Genomic DNA, 12,341 nt, shown 5'->3' with positions numbered 1-12,341 from the left:
GGTGTTATCTCTATTCTGATGCGCCTTTGGGGGCAATCGGCGCTGCCATGGCGGGTTACGGTGCGCATAAAGATCATCGTTTGTCGGAGAACTTTCTGCCTTGCGCACCTAATCCACCCTAAATTTATTTGGTGGCCGTCATCTGCAAATGCTCGACGATAGGCCCCAAGGCCAAGGCCGGGACGAAGGTCAGCGCGCCGACCATCAGCACGGTGACGATCAATAAAACGGCAAACAACGGCGTGTGCGTCGGCAGGGTGCCGGGGCCGACCGGCACGGTCTTTTTAGCTGCCAAGGAACCTGCAATCGCCAACACCGGAATCATCAGCCAGTAGCGGGAAAACAGCATCGCCAGACCCAGCATGAAGTTATAGAACGGCACGTTGGCCGACAAACCGCCGAAGGCGCTACCGTTGTTATTACCGGCCGACGACCAGGCATACAGCACTTCGCTGAAACCGTGAGCGCCGGGGTTGAAGATCGAAGCTCTGCCGACCTCCAGCATCAGGCTCACCGCCGTGCCGCCCAATACCATCAAAGGCGGAATCAGGATAATGATGGCGGCCATTTTCATCTCATAGGCTTCGATTTTTTTGCCTAAATATTCCGGGGTGCGGCCTATCATCAGGCCGGCGATGAACACCGCGACGATGGCAAACACGAGCATGCCGTACAAGCCGGAACCGACGCCGCCGAAAATCACTTCGCCCAATTGCATCAGCCACATCGGCACCATGCCGCCGATCGGCGTAAAAGAATCGTGCATGGCGTTGACCGAGCCGTTGGATGCCGCAGTCGTCGCCACCGCCCATAGGCCGGAGTTGACGATACCGAAACGGCTTTCCTTGCCTTCCATATTGCCACCGGCCTGTTGGTTGGTGGCGGATTGATCGACGCCCAAGGCGGTTAAAGCCGGGTTGCCGTTTTGTTCGGCCGGCACCGTGACGAAAATCAGCGCGACAAACACCAAAGTCATTGCCCCAAGGATTACCCAGCCCTGGCGGGTGTCGCCGACCATCGCGCCAAAGGTATGGCACAGTGCTGCAGGGATCAGCAGGATGGCCAGCATTTCCAGGAAATTGGACAGCGGCGTCGGGTTCTCGAACGGATGAGCGGAGTTGACGTTAAAAAATCCGCCGCCGTTGGTACCCAATTGTTTGATAGCAACTTGCGAAGCCGCCGGCCCCATCGCTAGGGTTTGCGTTTGGGTGGACACGGTTTCGGTCACCGGTTTGCCATCGGCATCGACCATGGCTTTACCATCGGCATCCAGTTTCGGTGCGGAGTAGCTGACCGCTTCTTGCAAATTGACGGTTTGATATGGATTGAAGGTTTGCACCACGCCTTGACCGACCAATACCATCGCCAGCAAAAACGACAAGGGCAGCAAGATGTACAAGGTGCTGCGGGTCATGTCCACCCAGAAGTTACCGATGCTGGCGCTGTTGCGGCGATTAAAGCCGCGAATCAACGCCACCAGCACCGCCATGCCGCTGGCGGCCGAGACGAAGTTTTGTACGCTCAGGCCCAACATCTGGGTCAGATAACTCATTGTGGTTTCGCCGCCATAGCCTTGCCAGTTGGTGTTGGTGGCGAAGCTGACTGCGGTATTGAACGCCGAATCGGGCGTCACTGCCGCTAAGGCTTGCGGATTCAGCGGCAACACGTCCTGAAAACGTTGTAAGCAGTAAACCGCCAGTAATCCGAACAAATTGAACGCCAGCATCGCCAGCGCATATTGAGTCCAGCGCATTTCCTGTTCCGGATCGACGCCGCTCAGCCGGTAAAACAGTCTTTCAACGCCGCCGAACCAGCGGTTCAATCCGACGGATTCGTCTTGATAAACCCGTGCCATATAAGCGCCCAAAGGTTTGGCTAAAGCCAACAGCGTAAAGAGGTAAACGGCAATCTGTAAAAAACCTTGACCTGTCATCAGAATTTCTCCGGATAAAACAATGCCACGACCAAATAAACGAACACGGCCAGCGTCAAGCCGCCGCTTAGTAAATAAATCCAGCTCATGATTGCCCCCTCAACGCTTCGCACGCGCCGATCAATAATGCGGTCGCCACAAAGAACACCGCCGTTAACAGCAAATACGCAATATCCATTTGGATTACCTCGTTAAAATTGAAAAAACTACGATTGCAATCAGCCGCGATCGCCTGTTAAACAATGTACAAAACGACCGATAAAAAAGTCGTAAAAATAGCCATGCCGGATATAAATGGAATATAAAAATCAGAGTGCCGGAAGCACGCAACGGCCTTTTCGATCCTAACTGCGGCTACGACAGGGTTACGCCACGGAGACTTAAAAAGTGGGCATCGGCGCGGCTTTAGCCGGGATTAAGGGCGTCCGGACACCGGTATGTCTGCAGCGCCCAGCGACTTTTATAGTAACAAGATGGTCTGAAGTTAATCATCCATGTTGCGGCTGATTAAAGTCCATAGGGTACGCTGATAAATGCCGATATAATCGAAAAAATCAGGTAGTTATTAACGATGTTTCGCTCGACGATCGTTAAATCCGGTCCTAGCATCTGAGTCGATATTACTGGAAATGCTCGCCAAGCAAAATAATACGGTAGATAGAATAAATTCGCCGGACATAAATACAAACATTCCCGCCGTAAAGGTAATCGCGGTAAAAATATCTCTAGTTAAATTCTTCAATTTGCGCATTTTGCCCCCAAAAGGACTGTCGCTATCGATAAATACTCGATAGCCGTTAACCCCATCCCTTCACCGATCATTCAGCCGTCCTTGATGGCCTAGGGCTCAAGTTACCGAAACACGAATAAAAAGATCGTAAAAGTTAATAGTTCGCTTGTAAAGAAGATGTAAAACTGCTTGACGGATTACGTCTTTTGTCTGCCAATGTTGAATAGTTTGGCTGAGTTATTTTTCGGATAAGTCGCTGTAATTTAAGGCGGGAATTTTGACGGTCTTTGGACGTCGGTGTTTGGCTGGTGGAGTGGACATCAATTTAACCCTGAACAGAATCGGATTGTGTCCGTATGCATTGAAAGGACGATATAAGAATGCAACGGTATTGAAACGCATTGGTCGATGAAGGGCCGCGACGAGCCGCAACTCGGGCCGGGTAACGTGGCACCCGGCCCGAGCTTTGTAGAAAACGCTTCGTGCTAAAACTCCACTTTCACCGAACCTAAAAACGTCCTGGGCGCGCCGGGCATCGCCTGGTGGATGAATTGGCTATAGCCGTTGGCCGAGGCGATGTATTCCTTATCCAGCAGATTCTCGACGTTGAATTGGAAGGTCACGTTGGACGGGCCAATCTTGCGCCGGTAGCGCAGCATCGAATCGACGCGGGTATAGCCGGGGATTTCGTAGCTGTTGTTGACGTTGCCTTCGCGGCTGTCCACCAGATAAACGCCGGCGCCGGCGCTCAAGCCTTCCGCGCCCAGGTGGCTGAAATCGTAAGTCGACCACAAACTGGCGGTGTTGCGCGGAATGTTTTCCAAGCGGTCGCCAGTGCCGCCGACCCCGGTGAAGTCCCCGGTCAAGCCTTTGGTGACCACCGCGCCGATGTAGGTATAGGTGGCGATGACGTTCCAGGCGTCGGTCAATTGGCCTTGCAAATCGAACTCGATGCCGCGACTGCGCTGCGCGCCTATCGTGACGAAGTAATCGCTGAACGGCGCCGGCAGCGGCGATTTGACGTTCTTCTTGGTCAATTCGAAGAAGGCCAGATTGGCTTGCAATTTGCCGTTCCACCAGTTTCCTTTCATGCCGAACTCCATTTCGCGGGATTGCTCGGGATCGTAGGACGAACCGTTTAACGCAGTGCCGCTGTTGAACGCGTTAAAGCCTTTGACGAAGTTGACGTAAACGCCCAGCCAATCCAGCGGGTGGTACATCAAACCGATCCGCGGGCTGAAATAATCGTCGTCGGTTTTGTCGCCGAAACTATTGCGGTAGGTGGCGTTGTCGAAGCGGCCGCCGAGCAATAAATGCCAAGTATCGTTCCAAGCCAATTGGTCCTGCAGATAAATGCCGTACCACTCGTTATGTTCGATATTACCCAGCCTTAGCGGATCGTTCAGAAAGCCGGTAAAACCGTATTGCGGGTCGAACACGTTGATGGTCGGCACAGCGGTTCGGTAAGGGCTGCTGAAGTGTTTATCGGTCGAGTTGTAATAATCGGCGCCGAGCAACACGTTGTGTTGTATCGGTCCGGTTGCGAACCGGCCGGTGATGTCTATCGTGCCGTATTTGTTATCGAAATCCGTGGCGTTCTTCAAAAAGCCCCTGGCAATATCGCCGGAACCGTTGGTCGTTTCGTTCGACGGCGTTTGCGCGGCGGCGCTGTCTTGCACCAGCGCGGAAAACTTGGCCCGCACCTTCCAGTCGTCGGTGAAAGCATGGGTCAGCGTAATACCTTGCTGGTAGGAGCGCTTGTTGCTGTAGTCGGTTGGCTCGTTGCCGTTGAAACTCAACGGAATCTTGCCGGGAATCGCGCCGGACAATTGCTGATCGTAAGGAATGCCGGAGTCGGCGATGCTGCGGCTGTCCTGGTAGATAAAGTCCAGATCAAGCTGGGTTTTATCGGTGATATGCCAGGTCAGGCTGGGTGCCAGAAAGTCGCGCTGATTGAAGATGTTGTTCCGGAACGAATTGCTGTCCAGATGTTCGTAATTCACGCGATAAGCCAGCGCGCCGTCTTCGGTGATTTTGTTGGTCGCGTCCAGCAGTGTCCGATAGGTATCGTAGGAGCCGAATTGTTGCTGCAGCGAGTAATAGGCGTCGCCGCGCGGCCGTTTGGTCACAACGTTGACCAGGCCGCCGGGTTGCGCTCGCCCGTATAGCATCGCGGCCGGGCCTTTCAAGACTTCGACGCGCTCGGCGTTGGCCAACGAAATCGGCATGTTCGGCGTCAGCACGCCGTCGCGATAAATATTGCCGACGCTGTTGATGCCGTTGGCAAAGCCTCGCAGATAAATGTTTTCGTTGGCGTCCGCGCCGAAACCCCAGTTTTTCGCCACGCCGCTGACGTTTTTCAAGACGTTTTCCAGGCCGATCGCCTGTTGATCTTCGATGACGGCTTTTGGTATCACTTGTACCGATACCGGCGTATCGAACTGCAACGTATCGGTTTTCGTGCCGGTCGTGGCATTCGGCAGTGCATAATCCTTGTTGTAGGGCGAAGCGGTGTCGTAGACGCCTTGGCCGGTCACCGTCACCGCCGGCATCGTCGCGGTGCCGTTGGATTGTGGCGCCGGCGCCGCCGGGGTTTTATCCAGCGTCACGGTCGAGGCGTTGCTAAAGCGGAAACTCAAGCCAGAGCCTTGCAGCAATTGGCGCAAGGCCTGTTCGGCGCTGAAACTCCCTTTTAACGCCGGCGCTTGAATTTGATCGGCGAGCCGGCCTTCGTAAAGCACCTGCAAGCCGCTGATCGCCGAAAACCGTATCAATGCGCTGCTCAACGGTTGCGAAGCTATGTCGAAGCTCAGCGTCGTAGTCTCGGCGGTCGCAATCCCCGGTATCGTAACGGCGGAAATCAATACTACGGCGCGGGTCAATGAGTCCTGGTAAAGCATCGTGCATTCTCCATAAGTGAACGGTATCGATTACCAAGACGCCGCGACCGCGTCTGTACCCTTAGCGGCGGATGTAAAAAAGTTTCGGCCGCACGCGGTAGATGGGCTACGCCGACACTCGAAGTAGGGCGGGCATCAAGCGCGATAGGGCAGTGGTCTATCGGTTGGGGCTGGAAAGCTGCTACGAGGAAAGGCCCGAGCCGATCCGGCCAAAGGGTTACATAGCGGTGAAGTGGGCAAGCCGGCGGAAACGGCGCGGGTTCGCTGGGTTAAGAGACTGGGTTCGACCTAGAACGGTCAACGAATAAAAAATAAGCACCGTGACGACTGACTTTTTATTGAAACAGTGAGTCGTCAGAGGTCAGATTAATTCATAGAAACGGGATATTATTTCTGTCTGATAAGATTACCGTTTCTTAGTGGTGCTTCTAAGATTTGACTTGGACCTTTTCGCTCTTTTGAACAGGCAACAATTAGTTTCTGGACGGCTCGACTAGCTCCAAGATATGCTCGAGATACGTATCGGCGTCTAGCTCCTTGACTTAAATATTCATCTGCCAAATCTGTCTGATCTGCATGAATCAGAAATACTGTATCGAATTGAAGGCCTGCTACATATTCTGGCATACTGAACACACACTTTGATTTAGCGTAACGGAGTTCTCTTAAATCGTCTCTGGAAGTAACTGCGACAATTTTATCCTTTGCCCTCCCGGCTGATCGATAAACATCAAAAAGCTCTTCATTAAGACAAAGTACGGCAACTTGCCTACCTCCACCGTGTAACTGTTTTGCTCGTTTATTCGCCTGATTCAAAATTGTATCTAAAAGATTTTCGTTGTTGTTGAATTCTAATAGAATAGGAATGTCGCCGTCATCTTTACTAGAGTGTGCGTTATAAGTATTGAATTCGCCTTCCATATCCATGGCTGGATACGAGGCGTCAATATCGCTAAGAAATGAGGCGATTTGCGGAGTTGACCTGAAAACTTGATTAAGGTTAACTGGGACAGATTCTCCAACTCCAGGATTTCTAAACCGATCTAATCCCCCTCCTAAAGATACATCACTAGTACTTTGCTTCAAGTCGTAAGCCATGATGAGAGGCCATCGACCAGATTGTTCGGCGCGTTGGGCAAATAGACTCTGTAGAATCATCGCCTCAACACGAGTAAAATAATGATATTCATCAACAAAAATTAGATCAAAACCATCTCTTTCTCTCAGTTGATCCCATTCCCAGGTTGTAAGATAACGACCAAAATCTGCAATCATTTGATCCATACTCAATAGTCGCTCCTTACGTAGCAATTCAAGATAACTATCGTGAATTTCTAATACTACTCGTCTATGTGCTTGCGTAGGCAGTTGCATTTGCCAACTCTCTCGTGATGCCCTCACATAATTATCGCTACCAGCTGTCCCTTTGCGTATGTTTTCAGCATCCAATACACAGCCGAATTCGTTCATCAGATCTTCTATCAGAGATTTTCTCAAATTCAATTCAGAAAGACGATCAGCCAAATCACTACATTCTTTCAAGATACCTAAAACAATTCTGGGCTCTCTTAGAACTTTCTCAATAGCTTCATCTATCAGCGAACGTTGAAGCTCCCGTCCATCCCTGCCATCAAGCGATAAAGGATTGAGTCCTTTTTTTTCATATCCTAATTGCTCCTGTGCAAGCTCATATAGAGTACCGATCCAGAGTTTAGGACGTCCCAATGCCGTTTTCAGCTGATTCCATCGTTCACTTGGATCCAGAGCATGAAACATGCCGCGAACAACCTCATGTGCAAGTGCAGAACTATGGGTCAAAAATGCAATCGTTTTATCTCCACCTTTGTCATCGTCAGAATATAAATCTCTCAGACACTTTACAGTCATTGCCTGAGTTTTCCCCGTGCCGGCTACGCCACGAAGTCGGATAGGTCGATCATGAGGCTGATTAACAAAACGAGCTTGCTCAGCCGAAAGCTTGCGCTCATACCACTCTTCAAGGCTACCTGAAGTGGTGAGCTGAAATCCTAATGGTTCACTTAACAAAATTCCAAAATTACCGACTGGTTGTAGAACAGACGGTTCTTGAATTAATGCCTCTAGAAAACCTTCTAAGGCCTTTTCATAAGCCCCTATGTCCTCTGGTACTTGTTTTAAAGATATTGGAGCATCGGTCACAGCGAAAGCAAAAATGTGCGTGGTAGAGGCAGGAGCCTGGTCGAAGTAGATTCTCCGTAGATTTTTACGAGAAAATCGCTCAGCGTATACCGATAATAGTGAACCCTCATGATAAGGTTGCCATTGAATAGGCAACGTTATATTTCTGTCAAAGTGACGTAGGGCGACACGAATTATTCGCTCAAATATAGTAGTCTTCGCTTCTCCAGAAAAAACGCCTGTGGAACCAATTTTCACGACAAGTAGCCGAGAATCAAGGTCCGCATTCTCTGACAAAAGATATACAATATCTTGAAAATTTATTCTTCTAAGTCCTTCAGTATTTTTGGGTATATTGAACTCATCAAACCAATTTTCCTCTATCACAGCAGAATCAAGTATATTCAAAGCATGTTGATCAATTACAAGCATATTCATATCGATTTCTCGTTTTCTGATTTCTTATAAATTGCATCGATAGCTATATCAGCCATTTCTTCGCAATCCCCTTCAAACTCCTCAGTCATTCCTATCCTGGAAAATAAAAAGGCAACTTTTTGTACTATAAAAAACCTAAGCCAATCAGAAAATCTGCCAATCCTGTAAAATGCATTAGGTTTGTTATTTATTTTTGCATCAGCTCTTGAATTAAATAGTTCATTAGAGTCAAGCGAAAAAAATGAACGGAGTCGAATAACAAACCCGTATTCTTCAGTATCAGGAAGCTCAGGGATGACAACATAGTCTGGAAATCCACCACCATTTAATGCTGATCTAATATTTGTTTTCTGGCGGTTTTCATTTAGGCCTAGTGTTTCCCATGCCTTGCGTAATCGATCTAATTCAGAAGTGTTATCCTGATAATCAAGTGCAATTCGTATCGCTTTCAATGATGAAATCAACTTTTGATCAATTTTTTTATTTTTACTGTTTATGTTGTTTAGTATTTCTTCAGGTGTAGTATCGGATAACCAAGTGCAAAGGGAATTTGGTGATAATGGTGCCAAATTCGGCGCAATACTTTTTATAAGTCCATTTAACTCTTCAGATGAAGAGTTTGCCTGTTTTTCGATTAGTTTACGAAGTTGACCTGGAGCCCAGTCCAACTCCAAATAATCCTCCAATGTAATGATTTCTAGCCATGTATATCTATTGCCGGCCTTACGCTGTGCAATATCGCAATCGGCGGTGATAATCACCCCCCAGACTTGTCTTTGTGGTGTAGTTTCGGAACATTGTCTGATTATGTCACCTTGCCTGATGTCACTTAAGTCATCTACAAATACGAAATGATTATTCATTTAACCTCGTCACAGACCATAATAGTGGTAAGAATATAAAAGCATATATTTAGAATTCCAGCCTGTCATTAAATAAGCAGCTCTACTCAATGGATATTAACCTGAAGAGCTGATATATCGGAGGCTACGGGCTTGTAACATATGTCTATCTGCTTGCAATTGTAGCGAAACCGGACAGTTGACCCGAATTTTTGATATGCCCGCTTTGGGGCGTAAGCCGCCCGCTAAACTTCCTAAACGCAACGAGCCGCAAGCATAGTGCATGGAAAAGTGCCTGCGCGAATTCGTTAGCGGCTACTCTATGCTGTTTTCAATTTATAGACTATCCTTTCAGTCGCTCAAGGAGTGCGCGCCTCTGCTAATCCACTAGCTTTTCTGCATAAGTTAGCTCGCTGGCGAGCGAATAGGCGCGCATCTCAACGCGGCTGGCGGTAAGCCGCTTTGCTTGCCCGTCCCTGAACGGTTTTTACACGTGTTTCCAACGTTGGGGGGCAACCGCTGCAGACCACGGCTGGCAAGGCTTCCGGCGATTTGCCGTTCACGGAGCCGTAGAAACACGACACGGAACGTTGGAAGGACGTCACGGAAGGCTGGAAGGACGACACGGAAGGCTGGAAGGACGACACGGAAGGTTGGAAGGACGTCACGGAAGCCTGGAAGCACGACACGGAACTTTGGAAGCACGTCACTGGACAGCGGAAGGACGTGTTTCCAACATAAAAACACGGCATGGAAACGCCGATACCCTCGTCGCGGGCGTTGCCGGTGGCGAAATTGGAGTAGGTGGGCGGATTCAATTCATTCATCGAGGAATTTAACATGCCCAAATCCACGTTTATCCCGAACGCCGATCACGACTTTCTGGCCTGGTTCGACCATTTCCTGGCCAATCTGAAACCCGAACACGGCGTGGCGGACGCCGACTTGGCGGCGCTAACGGCGGCGAACGCCGATTTTCACGATAAGTCGCGGCTGGCCGGCAACGCCGCCGCGCTCGCCAAGCAGGCCACCGCCGACAAGAGCGACAGTCGTAAAGCGTCCGAAAACTTGATTCGGGCGGAAGTGCGGCGGATCAAGGCGCGCGCCAATTACACCGACGGTATCGGTGCGCAATTGGGTATCGACAGCAGCAGCCGGACCGGCGATCTGTCCACGGCCAACCCCAAATTGAGTGGCAACGATCAAACCGGTGGCGTGGTGGTACTGAGTTTTGTGAAGCACCGCAGCGATGGGGTGAATATTTATTGCCAGCGCGACATCGACAGCGACTGGGTGTTGCTGGGCCGCGCCACCGTCTCGCCCTTCGTCGATCGCCGGCCGCTGCTGACGCCCGGCAAGCCGGAACTGCGCCGCTACACCGCCGTGTTCATGTCCAAGGACCAGGAAGTTGGTCAGTACAGTCAGGAACTGGTGGTGAATTGCGCACCGTGAGTGCCGGGGCATTTATTAACCCGGCCCTATTTATCACTGGTATCCGTTGGGCTGAGCTTGTCGGGCGAAGCACTGTAGCGCGCCCATCGACAGGCTCAGGGAGAACGGTATTTAAAGGCCGGGTTAGTAATACAACAACACCCAATCGCCCGGTAAATGCGCGGCTCGCGCGTTGAGAGTGGCTTGCAAGGCATCGACGACAGCGGCGGAATTTCCGACGTTGAACACGCCGCTGACGATGCGTCCGCCCAGTTCGCCGCTGACCGCGACGATGCGGCCCGCGCGGTAGCGGTTGACTTCGGCCAACACCTCGTTCAACGGCTGCTGCTGGAATACCACTTGGTGGCGGCGCCAGGCCAGGCTGTCGTCGTTGGTCAGGCGTTGCGGGGCTTGCAAGCGGCCTTGCTTGAATTCGATGCGCTGCATCGCGCGCACCGCTTGCGCGCCCACGCCGTCGCCGACTTCCACGGTGCCTTCGGCGACGGTCACGGCCAAGTCCGCGCCGGACTTTTTCACGCCATAGGCGGTGCCGACCGCGCGGGCTTCGGCATGGCCGCCGTCCACGATAAAGGGTTTGGCCGGGTCGGGCGCCACTTCGAAAAACGCTTCGCCGCGCAGCAACACGACGCGTCGTTCGCGGGCGCCGAACCGGATCGCTAGCGCGGTGTCGGTATTCAACATGATTCGCGAGCCGTCCGCCAGCGTCACATTGGTTTGCTGTCCGGGGCCGGTGCGGTAGTCGCTGCGCCAATCCTGAATCCGCGCCGGCAACAGCCAGGCCATCATGAGCAGCGCCGCGCTCGCGCCGGCCAGATAGCGGCGGAATGGGATTGCGGCTCTCGGGGGCGGCGATGGGGCAGGGCGGGATTCCGCTTGCAGGCGTTCGGCCACCCGTTCCGCCGGCAATTGCAGCAAACTCCACAATTGGCGGGTACGCTCGTAGGCCTGCGCATGGCGTTGATCCGCCGCATACCAGGCCTGAAATCGGCGGCGCTCGTCGTCGCTGGCGTCGGCGTCTTGCAGGCGGGCGAACCAGGCATCGGCTTGGTCGGCGATCGATCGCGGGTGTTGGTCGGACATGCGCTGGGCGGCTCGGAAATGACGGTAACGAAATAATGCCAGTTTTACTCGGCAAGCGGAAACGGACGGCGGCAGCTCACAACCAATCCATGCGTTCCTTTAATAATTTGATCGCTTTGTACATGTGAGCTTCGACCGTGCGCGGCGAAATGTTTAGTTCGTCGGCGATTTCGGCGTAGCTCTTGCCGTCGACCCGACAGGCTAGAAACACGGTCCGGCATTGTTGCGGCAGCGCGTAGATAAAGCGTTCCATCCTGGCCAGTTGCTGTTGCGCGGCGACGGCGGAATCCGGTTGCGGCGCCCGGCAAGCGATCGAGTCTTCGATAGGTCCGTAGTCGCGGGCTTCGGAGCGGGCCAGGCCGCGCAAATAATCCAGAGCCAGATTATTGGCTATCCGGAACAAAAACGCCCGCAAATCCAGAATTTCTTCACCGCCGCGGTATCTGGCGATACGCAAATAGGTTTCCTGGGTCAAGTCGTCCGCCGCGGTCGGACAACTGACTTTGCGGGCCAAGAATTGGCGGATTTCGCTTTGGTGGCGTAAAAACGCGTCCAGCAATAGGGGTTCGCTAACCGTGGACATGCAGTTCGAATCGGCAATGGAATGGTCGCTTTCAGCAAATTACAGGCCACTTTTTTGCGGTCGGCGAGCGCCAGATAGAGCCAATACCCGGAGATCAGCTGGAGCGTTGCAAACAAAAAAGTGCGGCATATGACGTATCGAGTGTGTGATATGCCGTATTTTTTTTATTTAGGATCGGGCCTCCTGCCGACCAAACCGGACCGGCCAAAAAACTCGGTTAGCCGGT

The 12,341-nt window shown here is 51.9% G+C and carries 8 protein-coding genes; 1 reads left to right on the top strand and 7 read right to left on the bottom strand.

What is annotated here, in order from left to right; all coding sequences use genetic code 11:
- Positions 1 to 124: 124 nt before the first annotated feature.
- From kdpA to ACQE3D_RS11995, 5 genes are all read right to left on the bottom strand, one after another.
- Positions 125 to 1,933 (bottom strand): potassium-transporting ATPase subunit KdpA, encoded by a 1,809-nt coding sequence (gene kdpA, locus ACQE3D_RS12015; RefSeq protein ID WP_313727801.1) that lies wholly within the window; start codon positions 1,931 to 1,933, stop codon positions 125 to 127.
- The gene (locus ACQE3D_RS12010) at positions 1,933 to 2,022 is read right to left on the bottom strand and encodes a potassium-transporting ATPase subunit F (RefSeq protein WP_064025021.1); all 90 of its coding nucleotides are present in this window, start codon (positions 2,020 to 2,022) and stop codon (positions 1,933 to 1,935) included. Before ACQE3D_RS12010 ends, kdpA begins: the two co-directional genes overlap by 1 nt.
- 1,126 nt (positions 2,023 to 3,148) lie before the next feature.
- Positions 3,149 to 5,563: a TonB-dependent siderophore receptor gene (locus tag ACQE3D_RS12005; protein ID WP_313727802.1), complete on the bottom strand. Its 2,415-nt coding sequence runs from the start codon at positions 5,561 to 5,563 to the stop codon at positions 3,149 to 3,151.
- A 387-nt stretch (positions 5,564 to 5,950) separates the two neighbouring features.
- Positions 5,951 to 8,158: a UvrD-helicase domain-containing protein gene (locus ACQE3D_RS12000; RefSeq protein ID WP_313727803.1), complete on the bottom strand. Its 2,208-nt coding sequence runs from the start codon at positions 8,156 to 8,158 to the stop codon at positions 5,951 to 5,953.
- Complete coding sequence (locus ACQE3D_RS11995; protein ID WP_313727804.1) at positions 8,155 to 9,021, bottom strand: hypothetical protein; 867 nt, start codon at positions 9,019 to 9,021, stop codon at positions 8,155 to 8,157. Before ACQE3D_RS11995 ends, ACQE3D_RS12000 begins: the two co-directional genes overlap by 4 nt.
- Before the next feature lie 819 nt (positions 9,022 to 9,840).
- Between ACQE3D_RS11995 and ACQE3D_RS11990 the strand changes: the two genes are divergently transcribed.
- On the top strand, positions 9,841 to 10,452 hold the full coding sequence (locus ACQE3D_RS11990; protein ID WP_313727805.1) for a hypothetical protein: 612 nt from the start codon (positions 9,841 to 9,843) through the stop codon (positions 10,450 to 10,452).
- Between the two features lie 123 nt (positions 10,453 to 10,575).
- Here ACQE3D_RS11990 and ACQE3D_RS11985 read toward each other — a convergent pair whose 3' ends face one another.
- Entirely contained in the window at positions 10,576 to 11,532 is a 957-nt protein-coding gene (locus ACQE3D_RS11985; protein ID WP_168030760.1) for a FecR family protein, read from the bottom strand.
- Positions 11,533 to 11,608: 76 nt separating this feature from the next.
- The gene (locus ACQE3D_RS11980; RefSeq protein WP_313727806.1) at positions 11,609 to 12,115 is read right to left on the bottom strand and encodes an RNA polymerase sigma factor; all 507 of its coding nucleotides are present in this window, start codon (positions 12,113 to 12,115) and stop codon (positions 11,609 to 11,611) included.
- Positions 12,116 to 12,341: the final 226 nt, after the last annotated feature.

The sequence above is a fragment of the Methylomonas sp. MS20 genome (assembly GCF_050275925.1).
GTDB classification, from domain to species: domain Bacteria; phylum Pseudomonadota; class Gammaproteobacteria; order Methylococcales; family Methylomonadaceae; genus Methylomonas; species Methylomonas koyamae_A.
Note: the sequence above shows the minus strand (reverse complement) of the source record. Positions and strands in the feature narration are given on the sequence as shown.

What these genes read in the sequence shown, in the direction of transcription:
- ACQE3D_RS12000 (WP_313727803.1), bottom strand. Translation starts at nt 8,158, where the DNA reads ATGAATATGCTTGTAATTGATCAACATGCTTTGAATATACTTGATTCT.
- ACQE3D_RS11990 (WP_313727805.1), top strand. Translation starts at nt 9,841, where the DNA reads ATGCCCAAATCCACGTTTATCCCGAACGCCGATCACGACTTTCTGGCC.
- kdpA (WP_313727801.1), bottom strand. Translation starts at nt 1,933, where the DNA reads ATGACAGGTCAAGGTTTTTTACAGATTGCCGTTTACCTCTTTACGCTG.
- ACQE3D_RS12005 (WP_313727802.1), bottom strand. Translation starts at nt 5,563, where the DNA reads ATGCTTTACCAGGACTCATTGACCCGCGCCGTAGTATTGATTTCCGCC.
- ACQE3D_RS12010 (WP_064025021.1), bottom strand. Translation starts at nt 2,022, where the DNA reads ATGAGCTGGATTTATTTACTAAGCGGCGGCTTGACGCTGGCCGTGTTC.
- ACQE3D_RS11985 (WP_168030760.1), bottom strand. Translation starts at nt 11,532, where the DNA reads ATGTCCGACCAACACCCGCGATCGATCGCCGACCAAGCCGATGCCTGG.
- ACQE3D_RS11995 (WP_313727804.1), bottom strand. Translation starts at nt 9,021, where the DNA reads ATGAATAATCATTTCGTATTTGTAGATGACTTAAGTGACATCAGGCAA.
- ACQE3D_RS11980 (WP_313727806.1), bottom strand. Translation starts at nt 12,115, where the DNA reads ATGTCCACGGTTAGCGAACCCCTATTGCTGGACGCGTTTTTACGCCAC.